This window comes from Novosphingobium terrae (genome assembly GCF_017163935.1).
In the GTDB taxonomy this organism is placed as follows: Bacteria; Pseudomonadota; Alphaproteobacteria; order Sphingomonadales; family Sphingomonadaceae; genus Novosphingobium; species Novosphingobium terrae.
Genome location: NZ_JABVZR010000001.1, coordinates 2,572,732 through 2,595,844, shown reverse-complemented (window position 1 = coordinate 2,595,844; position 23,113 = coordinate 2,572,732). Strand labels below are relative to the sequence as shown.

Here is a 23,113-nt window from a genome sequence, read left to right as displayed (position 1 = left end):
CTGCTGCGTCTGGCGCCTGCTTTGTGACAGGAGGATAAGGCGGCATCCCCATCACAGGAGCCCCCCATGCAGTTGATCGGCATCGAAGAGCATGTTCTTACGCCAGAGGTTTTGCAGGCCTGGCATGATCTTGGCCTTGAGGCGCAGGACCCCAGCGTCGCTTTCCATGGCGGCCCCATCGCGGGGCGGCTGATGGATCTGGCGGATCAGCGTCTGGCGCTGATGGATGAGACCGGCATGGATATGCAGGTCCTCTCGCTCACCACGCCGATGCTGCATGATCTGGGCGCGGAGAGTGTCGATCTGGCGCGCCGCACCAATGATCTGCTGGCGCAGGCAATTGCCCGCCATCCGGCACGGTTTCAGGGTTTTGCCACGTTGCCGGTCTCCCGGCCCGAGGAAGCGGCGCTGGAGCTGGAGCGCTGCGTGAAGGAGCTGGGCTTTACCGGCACCATGCTGTGCGGGCGGGTGGAGGAGCATAATCTGGATGCGCCTTTCCTCGCGCCCATCTTCCAGAGCGCGGCGCGGTTGAAGGCGCCCATCCTGCTTCACCCGCGCATGCCTGCGCCTGCGGTGAGGCAGGCCTATTATTCAGGCTTCCATGCCGAGCTTGATGCCGCCTTCGCCGCCTTTGGGCTTGGCTGGCATTATGATGCGGGCATCCAGTTCCTCCGGCTGGTCCTCTCCGGCACCTTCGACCGCCTGCCCGATCTGCAGGTCATCCTCGGCCATTGGGGCGAGGTGGTGCTGTTCTATGCCGAAAGGCTGGCCGCGATGGACCGTTTCTCACGGCTGAAGCGCCCCATTGCCGACTATCTGCGCGACAATCTCTATGTAACGGCCAGCGGGATGTTCATGCCGCATTACCTGGAGCGCGCTCTGGCGATTGTCGGCCCCGAGCGGCTGCTGTTCTCCACCGACTTTCCCTATCAATACCGCCCCGGCGGCGATGCGCGGCAGTTTCTGGACACATGCGGGCTGGAGGGCGCAGACAAGGAAGCCTTCGCCCATGGCAATTGGCTGCGTCTGAATGCCGCGCTGGTGAGTTAGGACTTATTGCGACAGATTTGCACTATCATTTTCAGGATGCGGCGGATATGCGCCGATCAACAGTTTTCCGTTGATCGAGACCGCCGCCGCCATGACCCGTTCCGTCCTGTTTCAAATCCACTGGTTTCTGGGCATCACCGCCGGCCTCGTGCTGGCGGTGATGGGCGTGACGGGCGCCACGATCAGCTTTGAAAACGAGATCATGCAGGCGCTCAGCCCCGGTGTGGTGACGGTGGCCAATCCCGGCAAACCGGCCCTGTCGCCCGATGCGCTGGTGGCGGCCGCCTCGGCACAGAGCGGTGGGTTGCGGGTCAGCACGCTGAGCCTCTCGTCCGATCCGGGCAAGGCGGCAGAGGTCTTTTTCGATCCGCCCAAGGGCAAGAAGGGGCGCGGCGATTACGGCTACATCGACCCCTACACTGGCAGGCTGCTGGGCCATGCCAAGGGCGAGGAAACCTTCCGCTTCCTGCGCAGCCTGCACCGCTGGATGGCGCTGCCGGGCGATGGCAATGGCATCGGACGCACGATCACGGGCATTGCGGCGCTTTCGCTGATCTATTTCGCGCTGTCTGGCCTGTATCTGCGCTGGCCGCGCAAGCCGCTCGACTGGCGCGCGTGGTTCGTGCTGGATCTGCGGATGAGCGGGCGCAACCTCTACCGCGCGCTGCATGCGGTGATCGGCGGCTGGGTGCTGGTGTTCTATCTGCTCAGCGCGCTGACCGGCCTGTGGTGGTCCTATGACTGGTATCGCCAGAGCGTGATCTACGCCCTGACCGGCAAGGCAGCCGAGCAGGAGCATGGCGAGAAGGACGGCAAGGAGCCCAAGGGGCCGCCCCCGGTTCTGGCCCCCGCGTGGGCGAGCTTCCTGCAGGCCAGCGGCGGCAAATATGAAAGCCTGCGCATCACCATCCCCAAGGGCGACAAGCCGGTCGATATCCGCGCTCTGGTCCCCGGCGCGCGGCATGACCGCATGACCGACAATTACCGCATCGATGCCCAGAGCGGCGAGGTGGTGAAGGCGGACCTTTACGCCAAGCGCAAGCTGGGCGTGGTGATCACCACCAGCGTCTATGAGCTGCATCGCGGCGCGTTTTTCGGGCTGATCGGGCGGATCATCATGTTGATCACCAGCCTGACCATGCCGCTGTTCTTTGTCACGGGCCTGCTGCTGTACTTTGCGCGGCGGCGTAAAAAGCGTGAGTTGAAGGCGGTGGACGCGCCCGTGCTGGCTAACGCTGGTGGCAGCGGCGAGACGCTGGTCGTCTATGCCAGCCAGACCGGCGGGGCCGAGCGCCTTGCCCGCCAGACGGCGGCGGCTTTCGACGATGCGCAACTGGTCGCCCTGCCGCAGCTGGATGAGGCAATGCTGGCCAAGGCCCGTCGCGCGCTTCTGGTGGTCAGCACCTATGGCGAGGGCGAGGCGCCCGATCATGCTCGCAGCTTCGCCCGCAAGGCGATGGCCGCGCCCGCTGCTCTGGGCGAGCTGGATTATGCCGTGCTGGCGCTGGGTGACCGCGAATATCCCGATTTCTGCGCCTTTGGCCATCAGGTCGATCACTGGCTGCATCAAGGCGGCGCGCGCCGCCTGTTCGACATGATCGAGGTCGATGGCGACGATCCCGATGCCCAGCGCCAGTGGCAGCAGCAGATCGCCTCGATCGGCGCGCATGGCGAATTGCCCGATTGGCAGCCCGCAAGCTATGACCGCTGGCGTCTGGCCGAGCGCCAGCTGCTCAATCCGGGCAGCGCGGGCGGACCGGCCTATCATATCGTGCTTGAACCGCTTGGCGATGCCGCGCGTGACTGGGAAGCGGGCGATATCGCCGAGGTGCTGCCACGCCACGATCCCGCTGTGGTCAGCGCATGGCTGGCGCAGGCGGGTCTGGATGGCGCGGCGCTGGTGGAAGGCCGGGCTCTGGCCGATCATCTGGCTGCCAGCATTCTGCCCGACGCCGTGGCCGGACGCGGCGCGCAAGAGATCGTCAACACGCTGCGCCCGCTGCCGCATCGCGAATATTCCATCGCCTCGATTCCGGCCGATGGCAGTGTGCATCTGCTGGTGCGTCAGGCCAGCGACGAGAACGGAAAGCTGGGGCTGGGCTCGGGTTGGCTGACGGCCTTTGCACCACTCGGCGGCGAGATCGCCATGCGCCTGCATGCCAATGTCAATTTCCGGGCGCCTGCCGACCCCGCGCCCATGGTGCTGATCGGCAATGGCACCGGGCTGGCGGGGCTGCGCGCTCATCTGCGCCACCGCGCCGCCCATGGCATCGGTGAAAGCTGGCTGATGCTGGGCGAGCGCAACGCTGCTCATGATGCCTTCCATGAGGCGGAACTGCTGGCGGCGGTGTCTGCAGGCAGCCTGACGCGGCTGGACCGCACATGGTCCCGCGATGCGGGCGATGGCCGCTATGTGCAGGCGCTGCTGGCCGATCATGCGGAAGAACTGCGCGCATGGGTTCAGCGCGGCGCATCGATCTATGTCTGCGGCAGCCTGAAAGGCATGGCTCCGGCGGTGGACGCTGCCCTGCGCGCCGCACTGGGCGACGAAACCGTCGAGGCGATGATGGAGGAAGGCCGCTACAAGCGCGACATCTACTGAGCCGCGCTGATCCATGCGCAGTGCCTTCGGGCGGTTGCCGTGCTAATGCGCTGACTCTATGGAACACCTTCGTCCCAGCAGCGTCTATCTGCTGTTGATGACGGAGTTCTGCCGGATGAGACTGAAAAGCATGCCCAAGGCCCGAGCCACCGCGCTTCTGCTTCTCCTTCTGGCAGCCACGTCCGCCAGCGCCGCGCCGCCGCAGAAAACCGGCACGAAGCAGGTGGCCGCCCTCACAGGCCAATGCACGCATCTGGCGGTGGCTGGCCATTTGATCGATGATCCTTGCAATGGGCAGGCTTTGGGCACCACCTATCCCAATGGACGTGTGGGTTTCACTTTTTCCGTCGAGCAATCCTTCACGCTGGAATTCGCCGGTAATGGCGCGCGCAAGCAGCCGCTGGGCAATCTGGGCAATGTCCAGCCGGTCGATACGGTCATCTTTCGGCAGTTCCAGAAAGGCGCGCTCGGCAAGGGCGGGAGCGGCAGGCTGCAGCAGCTCAAGGCGACCGGAAAATGCGTCTATGGCGATGCCTTTTCCGGAGATCCGATCACCATCGTCTGCGAAGGGGCCACCGCGAAGGGCCGTTTCGAGGTCACCTTTGAAACCGATGGCGGCAGCCCGGGCTAAAACCCGCCCTCAGGTGGCGTGCAGCACCCCGCGATAGATCCCGTCCTCCAGCACGCGCCCGGCGCCCATCGCCACGCAATTGAGCGGATTGTCGGCCACGCTCACCGGCAGGCCGGTCTCCTGGGCCAGCAACTGGTCAAGATTGGACAGCAGCGATCCGCCGCCGGTCATCACGATGCCGCCATCGATGATGTCCGCCGCGATTTCCGGAGGGGTCTGCTCCAGCGCGGCGCGCACCGCCTCCACGATCTGGCCCACGGGCTCGCTCAGCGATTCCACGATCTCTTCCTGCGTGATCGTCATTTCCTGAGGGACGCCCTTGGCCAGATCACGGCCCTTGATCACGGCGGCAGGCTCGGGCCCGTCCTGACCGATGCGCGCGGCGCCCAGCTGCAGCTTCACCCGTTCCGCCGTGGCCTCACCGATCAGCAGATTGTGGTTGCGGCGCACGTAGGAGCCGATGGCATCGTCCATCCTGTCCCCGCCGACACGCACCGACATGGAAAGGCTCAGGCCCCCCGTGGCGATCACGCCAACCTCGGTGGTGCCGCCGCCGATGTCCACCACCATCGATCCCACCGGATGGGTGACGGGCAGTTCGGCGCCGATCGCGGCGGCCATGGGCTCATCGATCAGCCACACCTTGCTGGCCCCGGCGTTGGAAGCTGCGTCACGAATGGCGCGCCGTTCTACCCGCGTCGAGCCCGAGGGCACGCAGACCACGATCTCTGGCCGCCCGCGCATCCGGCGGGTCACATCCTGCCGCGCGCCATCGCCCTGACCCTGTGCCTTGCGCACGAAATGGGCGATCATCTGCTCGGCCACGTCGAGGTCGGAAATCACGCCGTTGCGCAAGGGGCGCACGGTGCGGATATGGTCGGGCGTCTTGCCCATCATCAGCTTGGCATCCGCCCCCACTGCCAGCACTGTGGAAACACCATTGACGGTCTGCAACGCCACCACCGAAGGCTCGGCCAGCACCACGCCCCGGTTGCGGACATAGACGACCGTATTGGCCGTGCCCAAGTCGATCGCCAGATCGGAAGAGGTGAAGGAAAACAGATCGGACAGGGCCATGCATACTCTCGGTTAACGGGGAACCTTCTTGGTTCCCGTCGCTTCCTGACCCGAAAATGAACCGACTGCTGTATCAGACTGTATCAGCGGTGCATGCGCCCCTGCGTGCGACAAGTCACTTGGTGCCTAAGGGAATGTCCGAGAGTGGCCGACCGGCCAGACTGATCGCGCCTTCCAGCGAATCCCCCAGCGGCTGGCACAGATGCGCCACCGTGCGCGAGCGCAGCCATGGCGCCATGCGTGGCGCCAGACCGCCCACCAGAGCGCAGCGCGCCGCGCCGCGTTCGAAGATGGTTTCGATAAAGCGCTCGATATGGGCGGCGGCATCCTCGACGATGGAGCGGGCGATGGTGTCGTTCGCTTCGGCGTAATCCATCACCAGCGGGGCGAAGGTGCCATAGTCGCGCGGGGTGGCCTGATCCATCCACGCCACGGCCTGAGCGGTGTCATGGTTGAAGCGTGCGGTCACCGCTGTACTGAGCGGCGTTTGCCGCGTGCGCCCGTCCAGCGCGCGCAGGGCATGGCGCATGGCGGAAAGGCCCAGAGCCGCGCCGCTGCCTTCGTCGGATATGGGGAAGCCATAGCCGCCGATGGTGAAGTCATGGCCGTCAACGCGCAGCTGCGCGGCGCTGCCGGTGCCGATGATCAGGATTGCCCCGTCATGCCCGCCATGCGCGCCCAGATTGGCGATCAGCGCATCGGTGGCATAGGCGGTGGAGGCAAAGCCGAAGTCGAAGCCTTGCAGCGCCTCGCGCACGCCGGGACGGGTGATGCCCGCAATGCCCATGCCCGCCTTGATTTGCGCGCGCTGTTCAAGCGAGAGGCCTGCTTGTGCCACGGCCTGATCGGCGGTGTCCTTCAGCGTCTCATAGAGCGCCTCCAGCCCGATGCGCGCATTGGCCGCGCCCGAGCGGCCCTCGCCGATGATGGTGCCATTGGCGTCGATCAGGCGGGCGCGGCAGTTGCTGCCGCCGGCGTCGATGCCCAGATAATAGGTCATGGGTGGGGGGCTCCATGGCTGGTGGTGTCGACCCAATCGCGCGTGCGGGTGGTGTGGCCGATGCCGGGGTTGAGCTGGTTGCGCGGATCGATCTGGCGATAGAAATCCGCCAGTTCGGGCCGCGCCACATAGAGATGGCCGACATTGTGTTCGGCGGGATATTGCGCGCCGCGCTCGTCCAGCAGGGCCCAGAGGGCATGCTCATAGGCCAGCGGGTCGGTGCCCTTGGTCACGATGTAATCCTGATGGAACACCTGACAGAAGAAATGGCCGTAATAGAGCACATACACGGTCTGGCGGATCAGTTCGGGGGGCAGATGCTCGACCCATTCGCGTGTGTTGCGGGGCAACGCAATATCGAGGGCGACGATATCCTCGACCTCCTTCCGATGGACCGCGCGATAGCGCACGGCGGCCCCGGCGGCAACAAAGCGGTGCAGGAAGGCCTTGGTGGCCTCTTGCGGGCTGCATTCGAAGAAAGCGCCTGCGTCGTCGCCCGGGAGCAGGCGGGCCAGCAGAGCGCGCGTCTCATCCACCTGATCGCGTGAGACCTTCAGGATCAAATGATGGGCGAATTGATCGCGAAACTGCCGCATGCGGGGTGGCAGATGATCGGGCAACAGGCGGCTGGCCCATTGCAGCAGGCGGTCGCTGCGCCCGGCGCCCAGCAGCGCATCGACTTTGGCCTTGGCGGCGAACAGCGCGGGCAGGCGGTCCGTGCCCAGCCTTTCGATGGCGACGAAGGTGTCGCGGCCATAGCGGTCGGCGATGTCGAAGGCGGTGCGGTGCATGTATTCGCCTGCGATAGGGGGCGCGGCGAAACTGCCCAGCATGGTGCGGCGCAGATCGGTCAGCACGGCGGGCCGGTCTGTGCCGATGTAGAAGGTGGCGGTGTCCTTCTCCTGCGCAAAGGTGTCGAGGCGGACGGCGAAGACGATCAGCTTGCCGGCGCTGCCCGCGGCCTCGAACAGGCAGCGCGGGTCGGCGTTGAAGCGGGCGGGGGTGTCGCTCTCGATGTCGCAGACATGGGCGGTGTAGCTGTGGTCATGGGCCCAGCGGTCGTCGGCGGGGGCGATGTCCGCTTCGGAGAACTGGCCCTGATCCAGCCGTGAGAGGATGATTTCAGGCTGCGCGCCCAGTTCGATGCCCAGATGGTTGACAAGGCGCAGGCTGCCATCGGGCATCACCTGCCCATACAGCGCCATCTGCGTGTAGGCGGGCCCGCGCCGGACCAGCGATCCGCCCGAATTGTTGCATACGCCCCCCACCACCGAAGCGCCAAGGCAGGAGGAACCGATCACCGAATGCGGCTCACGCCCATAGGGGCGCAGCGCCTGCTCCAGCCGGTGCAGCGTGGTGCCGGGCAGGCACAGCACCTGCGCGCCCTCGCGGATCACCCGCAAGGCGGAGAGCCGCGTGGTGCTGATAATCACCAACCCGCCGGGATAATCCGCGCCATCGGGCGTCGACCCGCCGGTGAGCCCCGTGTTGGAGGCCTGCATGATGATCGAGACATCGGCCTGAACACAGGCCTGCGCCACGCGCCACAGCTCCAGCAGGCTGCCGGGCTTGACCACGGCGAGCGCCGGGCCAGACCCGGTGCGATAGCCCTGCCGATAGCGCGCCGTGGCCCGCGCCGAGGTCAGCACATGGCTGGGGCCGACGGCCTCGCGGAGTTGGGTGAGCAGCATCTGGGCCATTATTGGGTCTGCACTTCGTCGTCCGTCATCAGATCTTCGCCATCGAGCCAGCGCAGGATCTCGCGGGCGGCGGGGTGGTCGAGTTTGTCGTAGCGCTGGCGCAGGCGATCCGCGCGCGCGCCGAGCCGCTCATGGCCGATATCCTGAAAGATCAGAAGATCTTCCTGAAGGCGTGCGGCAAAATCATCGCCCAGCAGCTGGCGGGCCGCAGCCGAGAAACCCGCGCCATAGCTGTAGCCTTCACCCTGCTGGTAGAGCATCGGCAAGGTCAGCGCCGGAATGCATGTGAGATACGCCTGTATCGCCGGGTTGAGCGCATGGCCGCTGATATGCGCCGCATTGTTGGCCAAGCGCCCCGTCAGCCCCCGCAGATGCAGAAAGCGCGACATGCGTGAGCCGTCGTTCACCGGATAATTGTCCCACAGGCAAACCTTGCGGCCCAGCTCCTGCGCCACGCGGGCCAGATGGGCCGGTTCGATGGCACGGGCGCAGACCTCCTCGCCCGTCCAGTAGACCTGCACTTGGGGATCGAGCAGGCGGCCCAGATCGGCAAGGTAATTGGCGGGCCTCTCGCCAAAGACGACATCGAGAATGCGGTCATCGGCGTAATAGGTCGGGCAGGTGTAGACGCGCGTGGCCTTGGTGAGGGCGGCGCAGAAGTTCACCACCTCGGCCTGACGGGCGGCGAGGTCCGGCATATCGCCGCGCAGATCGTCGAAGAAGATGGCCAGATCGTCGATGCCGATGGCGTCGAGCCCGGCGACGCGGCGGGCCAGATCGGCGCGGGTTTGCTCGTCAAAGGGATGCGTGGCGCCCACGGGGGTCAGCGCCATGCCGAAGCGCATGCCTGCCGCGCGGACGCGAGCCGAGAGGCGCATCAGCATCGCGCCATCCTCGGCGCTGTGGGGGCGGCGCCAGTCGCGGCGCAGGGCGCGGTCGGCCTTGGGGCCGTAGTGGTAGAAGCTGTAGCCCACCGCCGCCAGCGTGCTGACGACATAGGCGCGTTCGTCCTCGCTCCAGATGCGACCGAAGCGGGCTTCGACAAGACCCAGATCGGGGATCATGCGTGATCCTCGCGCTGGCCGCCGATCCATGTGGCCGTGACCTTGCGATTGCCATCCAGATGAACCAGATCGGCGCGCAGGCCGGGCGCAATGCTGCCCGTCTCAGTCTCCAACCGCAGGAAGCGCGCGGGGTTGCCGCTGGCCATGCGCGAGGCGGTCAGCATATCGCAGCCCAGCAGGTCGATGGCATTGTTGAAGGCGGCGATCATGCTCAGGCCAGAGCCCGCCAGCGTGCCATCCGGTCCCCGGCAATCGCCGTTGGTGACGGTGATTTTCGTGCCCATCAGGGTGAAATCCAGCCCCTGTCCACCGACCGGCGGCATGGCATCGGTGACCAGCATCGCGCCTTCCGCACCGCGCGCCATCAGCGCCACCCGCAGCGATGCGGGATGGACATGCAGCCCGTCGACGATCAGCCCGACATGCGTGTTGCGGTCCTCCAGCGCGGCGCCGACCATGCCGGGCTCGCGGCTGGAAAATTGCGTCATGGCATTGAAGAGATGGGTGAAACCGGCAAGCCCCTCGGCCAGCGCGGCGCGGGTCTGGGCGTAATCGGCCATGCTGTGACCGGCGCAAACCAGCACGTCAGCGCGTGTCAGCGCGGCAATCGCACCCTTGGGGGCCAGTTCCGGCGCCAGTGTCACGATGCGGCGCCCGCGTGTGGGAGCACCGAGGCGTTCGATCACCTGCGCGTCGACAAGTGTGAAGCGGTCAGGATCATGGATGCCCTTTTTCGCCGGATTGAGATGGGGGCCCTCGATATGCAGGCCCAGCACGCCGGGCACACCCTGTTCCAGCGCGGCCTCGCCCGCAGCAAGCGCCGTATCGACCACCTGCGGATGATCGCTGATCAGCGTGGGGAGCAGGCCGGTTGTACCGAATTGGCGATGCGCCCGCGCGATGGCGCTGATGCCCTCCAGCGTGGGCTGGTCGTTCAGCAGCACATCGCCGCCGCCATTGACCTGCGTGTCGATAAAGCCGGGCAGCAGCGTGCCGCCGCCCAGATCGATGCGCTGATAGGCCTCGGGCACCGCGCCGGGCGCGCTCAGGCCGATGATACGCCCGTCCGCGATCAACAGCGCCTGATCCTGCACCAGCCTGTCGGCCAGCACGATCTGCGCGCCCAGAAGTGCCGTCGATGTCATAGCGTGCTCGTCACCTTGTTAAGATGGGGCGGATTGTCGGGATTGCACCCCCGCGCCAGCGACAAGGCATTGGCCAGCCCGTAAAAGCTCTGGATCTGGGCGATGGCGCCGATGATCGGATGGGTTTCGGCAGCGAAGGGCAGCACCAGTTCGGCAGGCGCGATGTCCTCGCTGGCTCCGGCGGCGATCACCCGCGCGCCGCGCGCCGCGAAATCCTCCAGCCTGTCGCGCAGCCCGGTGCGGGCGACATCGAGCGGGGCGAAGGCCAGCACGGGATCGCCCGCGCCCACCAGCGTCATCGGGCCATGGGCGACTTCGGCGCTGCTGAAGGCCTCGGCGTGCAGGTTGCAGGTTTCCTTGAGCTTCAGCGCGGCTTCCCCGGCGATGGTCAGGGTGGGGCCTCGGCCCAGCACCAGCATCTCCTGCGCTTTCACCAGCAGCGGGACGGCGGCGGACCAGTCGGCCTTTGCGGCCTGTTCCAGCAGCGGGCCTGCGGTGGTGAGGGCGTTCAAAAGCTCGGCATCGCCGCTCCATTCTGCGGCCAGATGGGCGAGGGCGAAGAGGGTGCAGACAAAGCTCTTGGTGGCCGCCACGCTGGTTTCCGCGCCCGCATGGACGGGGATGACGATCTGCGCCAGATCGGCCAGCGGCGAGGCGGCGTCATTGACCACCGCGATCACCAGAGCGCCGCGCGCGCTGGCCTCTTGCGCGGCGGCCAGCAGATCGGGGCTGCGGCCCGACTGCGAGATGGCGATCAGCGGCACGTTGCGGAACCTGTCGGAGGTCGCCTGGTAAAGCGAGCCGATCGAGGGTGCATGGCTGACAGTGGGCAGGCCGACCCGTGTTTCCAGCAAAAACTTGGCGAAACTGGCCGCCTGATCCGAACTCCCGCGCGCCAGAGTGGCGGCGAAGGGCGGTGCCAGCGCGCGCAGGCGCTGGCCCGCCTCACGCATCAGATCGCTGTTGAGGCGGAGTTGGGCGAGGCACAGCGCTGGGGCTTCAAGAGCCTCCGTGGCCATCTTGGTGGGGGTGCTGGAAGACATAAGGTTCATAATACCGGTTCCTTCAATTTCCACAAGTGGCATTAAAGTGGTTTGCATGTCGGGCGGCATGATGATAGCCATAGCGCAAGAAGAGAGGATGGTCGCCGATGCTGGTCATGGGATTTATGAGCGGAACCTCGCTGGATGGCGTCGATGTGGCGATGCTTCGCACCGATGGCGAGGTGATCGAGGTCTTAGGCCCCGCTTTGCTGATGCCGTTTGAGGATCCGGAACGCGCCGTGCTGGTCGGCGCCACCGAGGATGCGCTGGATTGGAATGGCTATGGCGCGCAGCCGAAGTCCTTCGCGGCGGCAGGTGCGGTGGTGGATGCGGTGCATCAGCGGGCCGGGCTGGCCTTGATGGCTCAGTCGGGCGGCAAGCCCGATCTGGTGGGCTTTCATGGCCAGACTCTGCTGCATCGCCCCAAGCGCCAGCTTTCGCTGCAGATCGGCGATCCGCAGGCCTTGGCCGATGCGCTGGATGTGCCGGTGGTGGCCGGGATGCGGCAGGACGATCTGCGCGCGGGTGGCGAGGGGGCTCCGCTGGTGCCCGCCTATCATGCGGCTCTGGCGGCGCGGCTGGGGCTGGAGGCGCCGGTGGCGTTCCTCAATCTGGGTGGCGTGGCCAATCTGACCTTTATTGGCGAGGGTGGCGATCTGGTGGCCTTCGACACCGGCCCGGCCAATGGTCTGATCGATCTGGTGGTGCAGCAGCGCGGCGCCGGGCGTTATGACGATGGCGGCCGACTGGCGGCGGCGGGGCAGGTGGACCAGCGCATTCTGGCCGATCTGCTGGCGCATGAGTATTTCCGGGGGCAGGGCGCCAAATCGCTCGACCGCTATGATTTCTCGCTGGATTGGGCGTGGGAATACAGGCTTGAGGACGCCGTTGCGACGCTGACGGCTTTCACCGCCGAGTCGGTGGCTTTGGCGGCGCGCAGTCTGCCGCACACCCCCAAAACATGGGTGATCTGCGGCGGTGGCTGCCATAATCCGGTGCTGATGCAGGCGCTGCGTGACCGCCTTGGCGACTGCCGCACCGCTGACGCCATAGGTCTGCGCAGCGATTTCGTTGAGGCCGAGGCGATGGGCTTTCTGGCCGCGCGCAGCCTGCGCGGCCTGCCTTTGACCTTCCCCGGCACCACCGGCGTTTCGGCGCCGTTGACGGGCGGGCGCCTGTGGCGCCCGGCCACTCATGCGGCAGTGGTCTAGGTCATACGCTACCAGTCAAATACCGATTATTTGCATTTTTTCCGAGATTTTTCTATTAGAGGAGCGTTCAGGCCGAACTTTGCGCAGCTTTCGCACCAGGCGAAGGGGCGCATCGGCGGCCTGAAACAGGGAAGAAAAAAGAGGGCAAGAATTATGGCTACATTGGATCGTCGTGCCATCGCCATGGGGGCTTTGGTTGTCGCGCTGGCGCAGGGGGCTTCGCTGGCTCATGCGCAGGATACTTCTGCCGCGCCTGCCGCAGCACCCGCGCCGCAGAATGAAATCATCGTGACGGGCACGCGCATTGCTGTGCCGGGTCTCACCGCCAGCAGCCCGATCTCCTCCACCAATCAGGAGGCGATCAAGCTGCAGTCGGCGATGACCATCGAGGATTTCTCGACCAAGCTGCCCCAGCTTTCGGGCGGTGTGCGTCAGGGTTCGCAGGGCAGCGATGCCTTCGGCGCCAATGTGCTGGAACTGCGCAACTTCGGCCAGAGCCGTACCCTTGTGCTGATCGACGGCACGCGGGCCGCGCCTTTCGGCTTCCGCAATTCGGTTGATGCCAATGCTTTGCCCGCCTCGCTCATCAAGCGGGTGGACGTGCTGACGGGCGGCGCGGCGGCGGTCTATGGTGCTGACGCCGTGGCAGGTGTGGTCAACTTCATTCTGAACGATGACTTCAAGGGCATTCAGGCCAGCACCACCGGTCGCCTCGCCACGCGTGGCGGCGGGGCCAATTACGGCGGCTCGCTGACCTGGGGCAGCAAGCTGGGCGATCGCGGCCATCTGGTGATCGCGGTGGACTACACCCAGCGTGACGGCGTGCGCGCGGGGCAGCGCGACTGGGCCAACACGCCCGGCCAGACCATCCCCAGCGTGGGCGGCGTCTTCACCGATGTGGCGAGCGGGCGCAAGTTCGGCTTCACCGATGCCGGGGCTTTCACCACCAACCCTTCGGCGACTTCGAACATTTCCGGTTCCTATCCGCTGACCTCGCCGCTCAAGCGTATCAATGCCGCCGCGCTGTTCAAATATGAGATCACGCCGCAGGTGGAATTCTATGGCCGCGCCATGTTCACCCATATGCGCAGCCAGGAAACCGGCACGCCGGGCGCCGCGCCCGCCTCGGTCAGCCAGACCGTGGGGATCAGCGCCAGCAACCCCTTCCTGACCGACGCCATCCGCAACCAGCTGACCTTTGTGAACGGCGTAGCGCAGGTCAATGTGTCGCGCTCGCTGGCCGAGCTGGGGCTGATCAATTACGACACCGAGCGCAACACGCTGCAGGTGCAGGGAGGCCTGCGTGGCCCGCTGACGCCGCATATCAAGTGGAACGTCTACGCCCAGTATGGCCGTTCGAGCGAGAACACCGAGATCACCGGCGACGGTCTGGTGACGAACTCCTCGGGAGCGAACAATTTCGCCTCCATTGTAAACACGGTGAACATTTTCGGGCCGAATTCCTCGGGTCTGGCCAGCGCTTTGGACAGCTCAATCAATGGTTTCCGCCGCACGCGTGACCAGTTCGTCACGGCGGGCACGATCAGTGGCTCGCTGGCCGATGTCTTCTCACTGCCCGCCGGCCCGATCGGTTTTGCCGTCGGCGTCGAGTATCGCCGTGAGACCGCCTCGATCGGTCAGGATGCGCCGCTGCTGACGGGCAATACCTATCGCGAGGGCGTGCAGGCCGCCTACAATGGCGAGTTCGATGTGAAGGAACTCTATGGCGAGGTGCTGATCCCGCTGATCCATGACACGCCCTTCATCCGCAAGCTGGATGTGGGCGGGGCCTATCGCTATTCGGATTATAACCTCTTTGGCAATCACGGCACCTGGAAGGCCGAGGCCAACTGGCAGGTGGACCGCAATCTGCGTTTCCGCGGGACCTATCAGAGCGTGCTGCGCACCCCCAACTTTGGTGAGTTTGCAGCGGGCATGTCCTCGCTGCCCTTCAACAACCTCATCACCGTTGCGCGCCTGACCCCGCGTTACGGCGGCGACCCCTGCGTGCTGGGCACCGGCAATGCCGCGCAATGCGCCCGCTTTGGCGCGCCCGCTGTCGGCTCGACCAACAGCTTCTCGCCCACCTATCTGACGGGCAACTACTATTACGGCGGCAACCCCGCGCTGAAGCCCGAGACCGGCTACACCAAGACGCTGGGCGCGGTGCTGACGCCCACCTTCATCCCCGGGCTGAACGTCTCGGTGGACTGGTACAATCTGGATCTGCGCGGTGCGGTCGGCGTGATCCAGCCCATCGCGGCGATCACCAGCTGCTATGTGACCAACCCCAGCGCCAGCAATCCGCTGTGCTCTCTGGTGACGCGTAACCCCGATGGTTCCTTCAAGGACGCCTTTGTGAACAACCAGAATTTGGGCCGCCTGCTGCAGCGCGGTCTGGATATTGCCGCCAGCTATACGGCCCGTCCGCAGTGGCTGCCCGGCAAGGGGATGCGCTTCAGCTATCAGGGCAACATCGTCACGTCCTACCTGATTCAGGCCAACTCGACCGTGGCGGCGGTGCAGTGCAAGGGCACCTTCGGCGCCACCTGCTCCAGCGACGGCACGACGCTGGTTCAGCCCGCCTATCGCCACACGGCGGGCATGGGCTGGCTGTTCGACAAGGGTGTTGTCCAGTTCGACTGGAACCGGATTGGCAAGGTGCGTTCCAGCACGGTGGGCTCCACCGAGACCATCGCCGCTCAGGACACCTTCGACCTTTCGGCCAGCTACAAGTTCACCGATGTGGTGACGATGAGCGCGGGCCTCTACAACATCTTCGACAAGGCCCCGCCGTTTGTCTCGACCGGCGGCGTGTTCAACACCTTCCCCGATACCTATGACATCATGGGCCGCACCGTGGGCATTTCGCTGACGGCGCGCATCTAAACCGCTACCCTGCCTGCTGCCCCCGACCGGTTCGGGGGCAGCTTTTTCCCAAGGATGGCTGGTCCATCGCGGAGAGTTCTTCATGACGCTGCCCTTTTCCACGGCAGACTGGCTGGTGATCGGCCTCTACATCCTGCTGCTGGTGGGCGGGGGCTGGATCTTCACCCCGCGCAGCACCGGCTCGGCCCGCGACTATTTCCTCGCCGGGGGCAGCGTGCCCTCATGGCTGGCAGCGGTTTCGGTGCTGTCGGCCACGCAATCGGCGGCGACCTTTCTGGGCGGGCCGGATTATGGCTATCACGGCGATCTCACCTATCTGAGCGGCAACATCGGCGGGCTGCTGGGCGCGATCTTCGTGGCCCATGTGATGATCCCGCGCTTCTACCGCATCAAGGCGACCACCGCTTACGAGCTGCTGACCCTGCGTTTCAGCGAGAAGGCCACGCGCTGGGCGGGCGGCATGTTCCTGATCGGGCGGGTGTTTGCCGGGGGCGCGCGCGTCTATCTGGCGGCGATTGCGCTGGCCATGGTGATGACCGGCAGCGTGGGCGCGCAAGGGATCATGATCGCCGCCGCTCTGCTGGTGGTGGCCAGCGTGCTGTTCACCTTTGTGGGCGGCCTCAAATCCGTGCTGTGGAATGATCTTATTCAGTTCTGCGTCTATCTCGGTTCGGCCATCGCGGTGCTGGTGTTCCTGCGCTATGCGATCCCCGCCAGCAACAGCCAGATCATCGACGGGCTGATGCACACGCCCGAGGGCGTCAACAAGCTGCGGCTGTTCGATTTCTCGCTCTCGCCCTCGCATCCCTTTTCCATGCCTGCGGTGGTGCTGGGGATGACGCTGCTCTACATCGCCAATGCCGGGATGGATCAGGACACCACGCAGCGCCTGCTCTCCTGCGCGGACGCGAAAACCAGCGCGCGCGGGCTCTATCTCTCGGTGCTGGGCACGGTGCCGGTGGTGGGGCTGTTTATCGTGATCGGCCTGCTGCTCTATGTGTTCTATGACCGCCCCGATCTGATGGGCGGCGCCACGGCGCTGGCGGCCAACCGCTTTGGCGGCGAGAAGATCAGCATCTTCATGCATTACATCCTCACCCAGCTTCCCGGAGGCCTGCGCGGGTTGGTGACGGTGGGCATCTGCGCGGCGGCGGTGGCAACCACCAATTCGGCGCTGAATGCCATGTCCTCGGTGCTGGTGCAGGATTTCTATCGCCCGTGGCGTGAGAAGCGCGGCGATGCCCCCGAACACCATTACGTTCAGGCCGGGCGCGCGGGCATGGGGCTGATCGGCTTTGCCATGTTCCTGATGGCGGTCGTTTCCTTCTATTGGCAGCGCTACACGCAAATGGGCCTGCTGGAGTTCGCGCTTCAGGTCATGGTCTTCACCTATGCCGGGCTGCTGGGCGTCTATTTCACGGCGCTGTTTACCCAGCGCGGCTCGACCGGCTCGGTGATCGCCGCGCTGCTGGGCGGCTTTGTCACGGTTCTGTTGCTTCAGCCTTCTATCGCCCGCGCTCTTGCCTTCCCCGAGGCGCTGGCCAGCCTGTCCTTCCCCTTCCAGCTGTGCATCGGCACGGCTGTCGCCTTCCTGATCTGCATCCTTCCCGCTGGAGCGCGCGCTCCGGCCGAACAGTGAGCTTGTGATGAACACCGAAACGCTCGACCCCCGCTATCGCGACCTCGATCTCTGGCCCACCCAGCTGGCGGTCGAGGCGATGCTGGAAGGCCAGATGGCCGCCATCGCCGCGCTGCAATCCCAGACCGCCGCCATCGCCGCCGCCGCCGAACAGGCCGCCCAGCGCCTTGGCGATGAAGGACGGCTGGTCTTTGTGGGCGCGGGCACCTCTGGCCGCCTCGCCGTGCAGGACGGCACCGAGCTTTACCCCACCTTCGGCTGGGGGATGGAGCGCATGGTCTTCCTGATGGCAGGCGGCTCGGGCGCGCTCACCGAAGCCAAGGAAGGCGCGGAGGATGACGCCGAAGCGGCCCGGGCAGAAATCACCGCGGCGAAGATCGGCCCGCAGGATGTGGTGATCGGCGTCGCTGCCAGCGGTCGCACGCCCTACACCGTGGCCGCCATCGATCAGGCGCGCGAGGCAGGCGCGCTGACCATCGGCATTGCCAACAACCCGGGCTCGGCGCTGCTGACCCATGCCGAGCATGCCATCCTCGCGGTGACGGGCAGCGAGATCGTGGCCGGTTCCACCCGCATGAAGGCGGGCACGGCGCAGAAGGCGGCGCTCAACCTGCTCTCCACCGCGATCATGCTGCGGCGCGGGCTGGTCTATGAAGGCCGGATGGTGGCCATGCGCATTTCCAACGCGAAGCTCTTGCAACGCGGGCAGCGGATGGTTCAGGATATTGCCGGGGTTGATGCTGCTACGGCGGCAAGTGCGCTGGCTTCCGCGCAGAACGACATTCGGCTTGGCGTGATCGTGGCATTGGGGATGCCCGTGGCCGAAGCCCGCATGTTGCTGGCGGAGCATGGGGGTGACTTGCGCAAGGTGTTGCAGCAGCTGGGACGGCGGGATTGAAGCATGATGCGTGATATGGTCTGGACGCGCGAGGACGAGGGAACGCCGCTTTATCTGCAGCTGGCGCGGTCTCTGCGCGAGCATATCAACAGCGGCGGCATCGATCCGGGCAGCGCTTTGCCCTCCGAGCGTGACCTCAGTGAAATGGCGGGCCTGTCACGCGTCACCATCCGCAAGGGGATCGAGCAGCTGATCGAGGAAGGCGTGCTGGTGCGCAAGCAGGGCTCCGGCACCTTTGTCGCGCGGCGGATCGAGACGTCTGGTGGGCGCCTGAGCAGCTTCAGCGACGAAGCCCGTCAGCGTGGCGAGGACCCGGGCGTCATCTGGATCAACAAGAGCTACGCCCAGCCCACCGAGGAAGAGGCCACCGCTCTGCAGATCGGCAACACCGCGCGCGTGGCAAGGCTGGGTCGTGTGCGTCTGGCGGGCGGCGAGCCGCTGGCCATCGAGCATGCGGTGGTGCCTGCCGAGTTCCTGCCCGAGTTGGAGAGCCTTGGGGACTCGCTGTACCATGCGCTGGATGTGCATGGGTTTCGCCCCGTTTCGGGCACGCAGCGGGTGCGCGCCTCTCTGGCGACGCCGACCGAGGCGGGGATTTTATGCGTGAAGCAGAACTCCGAAGTGTTGCGGATCGAGCGCATGACCTGGGTGGCCAGCGGGCGCATCGTGGAGTTCACCCGCTCGGTCTATCGCGGGGATCGCTATGAGTTTGTCAGCGATCTGAAGGATATTTGAAGAAGGGAAATGCGAGGGGGTTACCCCCTCGCGCTCCCATAACGTCTTCCGACGAAGCCGGGGCGCCTTCTTGCAACCTCACGCTCCGGTTCACCGCCGGAGGTTTTCATGCCGCTGCGCGGCGGGCGTTTTCACGCAAGGTTCCGGTTAAACTGCCATGTCGTCGGGAGACGTAATGGGGGGGGCAGGGGGGCAACCGATTTCTTTCGAGAAATCGGCACAAAAGCGCCGCCCCCTGCTTGTTCCCTTATTCCTTGATCAGCGAAGCCAGTTCTTCCGCCCCCCGCAACACCCCGCGCGGCGTGACATAGCCCGTCACCAGCGCCGCCGGTGTGATATCGAACGCCGGATTGCGCACTGGCGAGCGGGTGACGGTGATCTGGCGCATCACGCCTTCCGTATCGGGCCCGGTCACGGTGCTGACCTCTTTGCCATTGCGCTCCTCGATGGGGACGCTGGCGCCGTCCGGAGTGGCGGGGTCATAGGTGCTGTCCGGCAGGGCGACATAGAAGGGCACATCATGCGCGTGGGCGGCCAGCGCCTTCAGATAGGTGCCGATCTTGTTGCAGACATCGCCATTGGCCGTCACGCGGTCGGTGCCGAGGATCACCATATCGACCAGCCCCTGCTGCATCAGCAAGCCCCCGGCATTGTCGGTAACGTAGCTGTGGGGGACGCCATGCTCGGCCAGTTCGAAGGCGGTGAGGGCGCCCTGATTGCGCGGGCGGGTTTCATCGACCCAGACATGGACGGGCAGCCCCTCGTCGTGGGCGAGATAGATCGGCGCGGTGGCGGTGCCCCAGTCGACGGTCGCCAGCCAGCCGGGGTTGCAGTGCATCAGGATGTTGACCGGCTGGCCGGGCTTGCGCGCAGCGATCTCGCGGATCAGGGGCAGGCCAGCGGCGCCGATGGCGCGGTTCATGGCCTCGTCCTCGTCGCAGATGCGCGCGGCTTCGGCATAGGCGGCGGCGGGGCGGCGGTGCTGGGGCAGGGGACGGACATGCGCCGCCACGCGGTCCAGCGCCCAGCGCAAATTGACGGCGGTGGGGCGGGTGGCGGCCAGATGTTTGTGGGCGGCCTCCAAAGCTTGATCGCTGCTGTCCTGCCGCAGGGCCATGGCCAGCCCGTAAGCCGCCACAGCGCCGATCAGCGGAGCGCCGCGCGTGGCCATGGTGGCGATGGCATCGGCGGCCTGTTCCATCTCGCTGAGGATCAGGCGCTCGATGGACCATGGGAGGGCGCGCTGGTCGAAGATACCGATGCTGTGGCCATCGGCCTCCAGCCAGATCGAGCGGGTGGTGATGCCATCAATCTTCATGAGCGGCTTTCCGGCAGGATGGTGTCGAAGCTGGTGGCGACGGGGTAGGGGCCGTCTTCGGCCATGCCGTCGCGGGCCAGCAGGGTGACGGCAAGGCCTGCCTCACGCGCGGCATCCAGTTCGGCAGGCACGTCGGAGAGAAAGAGGATATCGCCAGCGGGCAGGGCCAGCCTTTCGGCGATGGCCCGATAGGAGGGGGCTTCCTTCTTGCCGCCCACGCCCGTGTCGAACCAGCCGGAGAAGAGCGGGGTGAGGTCGCCCGCCTCGCTATGGCCGAAGAGCAGCTTCTGCGCCGGGACCGAGCCTGAGGAATAGACCGCCAGCGTGATTCCTTGCGCGTGCCAGCGCTTCAGGCCCGCAACGGCATCGGGGTAGATATGGCCCTTGAGTGTTCCCTCGGCATAGCCATCCGCCCAGATCATCCCTTGCAGGGCTTTGAGCGGTCCGATCTTGGCGTCCGCATCCTGCCATGCCAGCAACCGGGCAACGCAGTTGGCTTCGGAAAGATCGCCTTCCAACGCGCGGATGTCGGCCAGCACCGGCGCGACTTGCTCGCCATGTTGCGCAACATAATCGGCGATCCGGGCGCGGGCGTAGGGGAACAGAACGTCGTGCACAAAGGCGATGCTGGAGGTGGTGCCCTCAATATCGGTGAGGATGGCGCGCGGGGTCATCCGGCCTGAGCCGCCATCATCGCTTCGGCGATGGTTTCGCCGGTGTAGCGCGCGACCCAGCCTTCGGGGCTGATAAACAGGCGGATGGCGGTGAAGCGCGGCTGCTCGCCCGTATCGAACCAGTGGCGCGTTCCGGCGGGCAACACGATCAGATCGCCCGCCGTGCAGGTCAGCGCATAGACCGCGCCCTTGTGATGGATGCAGAACAGGCCCGATCCCTCGACGAAGAAGCGCACCTCATCGTCATCATGCACATGCTCGCTCAGGAATTTCTGGCGCAATTCCGCGCGCATCGGGTGGTCGGGCGTCATGCGCACCACATCCTCGCTGCGGTAACCGGCGCGGGCCTTCAGCCTTGCGACCTGCGGGGCATAGGCGGCCAGAATTGCGGCATCATCCGCGTCTGCGGAAAGCGCAACATCGGCCTCCCAGCGCTCCAGCGTGATGTTCGCGCGCGCCATGGCGGCGGCGATGCGGGGGAAATCGGTGATCGCGCCTTCATGGGAGAAAGGCGCGGCGGCATTGTGGATGGTCAGGCTGGTCATGAGCGCACTCCGGCTTTCCATTCTTCCCAGGCGCAGGCGAGGAGGAACTCGCAGGCTTCGGCCACCACTTCGGCCTGTTCCATCGTCGGCCCCCAGGCATAGAGGCCGTGGCCGCGAATGTAGAAGGCGGGTACGGCGCCCAGCAGCGGTTTCAGCTGCTCGGCCAGCGCGGGCATATCCTGCGAATTGTCCACCAGCGGCAGGCTGACTGTGCTGTCATGGGTGGTGACGCCCGGGAAAGCCTTTTGCAGCTCATAGCTTTCCAGCACGATCGCCTCGCGCCCGGCCAGAGCGCGGCTCAGCACGGTTCCGGCGATGGAGTGGGTGTGAAGCACCGCCCCGGCTCTGGCGTCTTGCGCATAGATCAGTGCATGCAGCAGCGTTTCCGCCGAGGGCTTGCGGTGATCCAGCGCCACGCCCTGCGCATCGACGCGCATCACCTGATCCGGTGTCAGCCTGCCCTTATGTGCGCCCGAAACGGTGATGGCGATACTGCCATCATCAAGCCGCAGCGAATAATTGCCCGCGCTGGCGGGCGCGAGCCCGCGCGCATCAAGGCGCTGGCCCAGCTGAAGAATCGCGGTGATGGCGGAGGCAAAATCACTCATTCTGATGCCCTAGCGCGGCTCCGTGATGACTTGGTGACAGTCAGTAGAAGCGGGTGACGGTCCAGCGCCCTTCGGTGAAGCGCAGGCGGGCCTCTGATACGCCACGGGCACGCCCGCCGTGTTCATAGGTCAGCAGCAGATCGCAGCCTTGCGCCTGCGCCTTGACGAAGCGGCGCATGGGGGGATCGCCCGGCTCGACAACGTCGGATAGGTTGAAGGGCTGGTTGCGCTCTGCCAGTTCGCCGAAGGCCTTGAGCGCATCTTGAGGCATCTCGGCTTTGGAGGCGAAGGCGATGGTGCGGTCCTGCGGATAGGGGCAGGATGCAGTGGCAAGGGCAAGAGCGATCAGCAACATAGGCGTTTCTCGGGGCAGCTTTGGCGATCGGGACTGGCCGGAAGGCTCGCACAATCAGCCCTCGCCCGCAAGTTAGCCTATGGTTTCAAGGTTCTGCCTGATCTGCTGTGCCGCTGGTCGCCCTGAGCGCTCCAGCTCATCCAGCGTGGCCAGAGCCATGGCGCGATAGGCTGGGGTCAGCGCCGGGGCGTCCTTGTCCATCGCTGCGAGATGATGGTGGATGGTCTGCCCATCGCCGCGCAGCAGAGGGCCGGACAAAGCCGCAAAGCCCTTCGCCAGAGCGTTCTCCAGCGCCGCGCGAACCAGCGGAGCGAGCAGGGCTTCGGGCTCATCCACACCCGCCGCGCGCAGGGCTTGTGACGATCCGGCGAGCAGCGTCACAAGGTGATTGGCCCCATGGCACAGGGCTGCATGATAGAGGGCGCGATGCTCCTCCGCCACGGCCACGGGGATGCCGCCCAGACGCTGGACGATCTGCCTTGCCTGCTGGCTGGCTTCCTCGCTCGACCCGGTGACGGCGAAGCGGGCGCCGACCATGCGCTGCACTTCGCTGGAGGGATCGCCGGTGAAGGTCATGGCGGGGTGGATGGCGGCGGTGAGCGCACCTTGAGCGTGAAGCGGCGCCAGCGTGCCCACCCCATGGCTGCCGCTGACATGGAACACCAGCGGAGCATGGGGGAACGGGCCCTTGCTTGCCAGATCGGCCACCACGCTGGCCAGCGCATCATCGGCCACGGCGATGGCGATGATGTCGCAAGCCTGCACCAGCGCTTCAAGGCTGGGCCCGGCGGTGGAGCGGCCCCGGATCAGGGGCTCGCCATCAGCATAAGGCGCCAGCCCCAAAGCCAGCGCTTTGCCGACCCGGCCCGTTCCGATGATGCCGATCCGGCGAGGTGTCTGATCCGTCATGGCCGCATCCCTATCGTTTC

At 65.8% G+C, this 23,113-nt stretch carries 20 protein-coding genes; 8 read left to right on the top strand and 12 right to left on the bottom strand.

Features of this window, described 5'->3' with window-relative positions:
• Positions 1-66: 66 nt before the first annotated feature.
• From HGK27_RS11705 to HGK27_RS11695, 3 genes are all read left to right on the top strand, one after another.
• Positions 67-1,050 carry an amidohydrolase family protein gene (locus tag HGK27_RS11705; RefSeq protein ID WP_206240746.1) on the top strand — a complete coding sequence of 328 codons (984 nt, stop codon included), beginning with the start codon at positions 67-69 and terminating at the stop codon, positions 1,048-1,050.
• A 91-nt stretch (positions 1,051-1,141) separates the two neighbouring features.
• Positions 1,142-3,652 (top strand): sulfite reductase flavoprotein subunit alpha, encoded by a 2,511-nt coding sequence (locus HGK27_RS11700; RefSeq protein WP_206240744.1) that lies wholly within the window; start codon positions 1,142-1,144, stop codon positions 3,650-3,652.
• A 130-nt stretch (positions 3,653-3,782) separates the two neighbouring features.
• A complete protein-coding gene (locus tag HGK27_RS11695) occupies positions 3,783-4,283 on the top strand; it encodes a hypothetical protein (RefSeq protein WP_206240742.1) in 501 nt (166 codons plus the stop codon).
• 9 nt (positions 4,284-4,292) lie between these two features.
• On the opposite strand, the gene HGK27_RS11690 is transcribed toward HGK27_RS11695, so the two are convergent.
• The 6 genes from HGK27_RS11690 to HGK27_RS11665 form a co-directional block, all read right to left on the bottom strand.
• Positions 4,293-5,360 carry a rod shape-determining protein gene (locus HGK27_RS11690; protein ID WP_206240740.1) on the bottom strand — a complete coding sequence of 356 codons (1,068 nt, stop codon included), beginning with the start codon at positions 5,358-5,360 and terminating at the stop codon, positions 4,293-4,295.
• A gap of 115 nt (positions 5,361-5,475) precedes the next feature.
• Positions 5,476-6,360 (bottom strand): BadF/BadG/BcrA/BcrD ATPase family protein, encoded by an 885-nt coding sequence (locus tag HGK27_RS11685; RefSeq protein WP_206240738.1) that lies wholly within the window; start codon positions 6,358-6,360, stop codon positions 5,476-5,478.
• Positions 6,357-8,060: a D-lactate dehydrogenase gene (gene dld, locus HGK27_RS11680; protein ID WP_206240736.1), complete on the bottom strand. Its 1,704-nt coding sequence runs from the start codon at positions 8,058-8,060 to the stop codon at positions 6,357-6,359. The genes HGK27_RS11685 and dld overlap by 4 nt, the downstream gene beginning before the upstream one ends.
• Positions 8,060-9,124: a beta-N-acetylglucosaminidase domain-containing protein gene (locus tag HGK27_RS11675; protein ID WP_206240734.1), complete on the bottom strand. Its 1,065-nt coding sequence runs from the start codon at positions 9,122-9,124 to the stop codon at positions 8,060-8,062. Before HGK27_RS11675 ends, dld begins: the two co-directional genes overlap by 1 nt.
• Positions 9,121-10,269 carry an N-acetylglucosamine-6-phosphate deacetylase gene (nagA, locus tag HGK27_RS11670; protein ID WP_206240727.1) on the bottom strand — a complete coding sequence of 383 codons (1,149 nt, stop codon included), beginning with the start codon at positions 10,267-10,269 and terminating at the stop codon, positions 9,121-9,123. Before nagA ends, HGK27_RS11675 begins: the two co-directional genes overlap by 4 nt.
• On the bottom strand, positions 10,266-11,321 hold the full coding sequence (locus HGK27_RS11665) for an SIS domain-containing protein (RefSeq protein ID WP_241127055.1): 1,056 nt from the start codon (positions 11,319-11,321) through the stop codon (positions 10,266-10,268). Before HGK27_RS11665 ends, nagA begins: the two co-directional genes overlap by 4 nt.
• A 98-nt stretch (positions 11,322-11,419) precedes the next feature.
• Between HGK27_RS11665 and HGK27_RS11660 the strand changes: the two genes are divergently transcribed.
• The 5 genes from HGK27_RS11660 to HGK27_RS11640 all read left to right on the top strand — a co-directional run bounded on the left by HGK27_RS11660 (position 11,420) and on the right by HGK27_RS11640 (position 18,684).
• Positions 11,420-12,523 carry an anhydro-N-acetylmuramic acid kinase gene (locus tag HGK27_RS11660; protein WP_206240725.1) on the top strand — a complete coding sequence of 368 codons (1,104 nt, stop codon included), beginning with the start codon at positions 11,420-11,422 and terminating at the stop codon, positions 12,521-12,523.
• A gap of 153 nt (positions 12,524-12,676) precedes the next feature.
• On the top strand, positions 12,677-15,412 hold the full coding sequence (locus HGK27_RS11655; RefSeq protein WP_206240723.1) for a TonB-dependent receptor plug domain-containing protein: 2,736 nt from the start codon (positions 12,677-12,679) through the stop codon (positions 15,410-15,412).
• 82 nt (positions 15,413-15,494) lie between these two features.
• A complete protein-coding gene (locus tag HGK27_RS11650; RefSeq protein ID WP_206240721.1) occupies positions 15,495-17,051 on the top strand; it encodes a sodium:solute symporter in 1,557 nt (518 codons plus the stop codon).
• Positions 17,052-17,058: 7 nt separating this feature from the next.
• Positions 17,059-17,949: an N-acetylmuramic acid 6-phosphate etherase gene (locus HGK27_RS11645; protein WP_206240720.1), complete on the top strand. Its 891-nt coding sequence runs from the start codon at positions 17,059-17,061 to the stop codon at positions 17,947-17,949.
• Positions 17,950-17,955: 6 nt separating this feature from the next.
• Positions 17,956-18,684: a GntR family transcriptional regulator gene (locus HGK27_RS11640; RefSeq protein ID WP_206243077.1), complete on the top strand. Its 729-nt coding sequence runs from the start codon at positions 17,956-17,958 to the stop codon at positions 18,682-18,684.
• Positions 18,685-18,931: 247 nt separating this feature from the next.
• On the opposite strand, the gene mtnA is transcribed toward HGK27_RS11640, so the two are convergent.
• The 6 genes from mtnA to HGK27_RS11610 all read right to left on the bottom strand — a co-directional run bounded on the left by mtnA (position 18,932) and on the right by HGK27_RS11610 (position 23,093).
• Positions 18,932-20,002: an S-methyl-5-thioribose-1-phosphate isomerase gene (gene mtnA / locus HGK27_RS11635; protein WP_206240719.1), complete on the bottom strand. Its 1,071-nt coding sequence runs from the start codon at positions 20,000-20,002 to the stop codon at positions 18,932-18,934.
• A complete protein-coding gene (gene mtnC, locus HGK27_RS11630) occupies positions 19,999-20,676 on the bottom strand; it encodes an acireductone synthase (RefSeq protein ID WP_206240718.1) in 678 nt (225 codons plus the stop codon). The genes mtnA and mtnC overlap by 4 nt, the downstream gene beginning before the upstream one ends.
• On the bottom strand, positions 20,673-21,221 hold the full coding sequence (locus tag HGK27_RS11625) for a 1,2-dihydroxy-3-keto-5-methylthiopentene dioxygenase (RefSeq protein WP_206240717.1): 549 nt from the start codon (positions 21,219-21,221) through the stop codon (positions 20,673-20,675). Before HGK27_RS11625 ends, mtnC begins: the two co-directional genes overlap by 4 nt.
• On the bottom strand, positions 21,218-21,829 hold the full coding sequence (locus HGK27_RS11620) for a methylthioribulose 1-phosphate dehydratase (RefSeq protein WP_206240715.1): 612 nt from the start codon (positions 21,827-21,829) through the stop codon (positions 21,218-21,220). Before HGK27_RS11620 ends, HGK27_RS11625 begins: the two co-directional genes overlap by 4 nt.
• 40 nt (positions 21,830-21,869) lie before the next feature.
• Positions 21,870-22,184, bottom strand: a complete 315-nt coding sequence (locus HGK27_RS11615) for a hypothetical protein (protein ID WP_206240713.1) — start codon at positions 22,182-22,184, stop codon at positions 21,870-21,872.
• 72 nt (positions 22,185-22,256) lie between these two features.
• Entirely contained in the window at positions 22,257-23,093 is an 837-nt protein-coding gene (locus tag HGK27_RS11610; RefSeq protein ID WP_206240711.1) for a Rossmann-like and DUF2520 domain-containing protein, read from the bottom strand.
• Positions 23,094-23,113 lie beyond the last annotated feature (20 nt).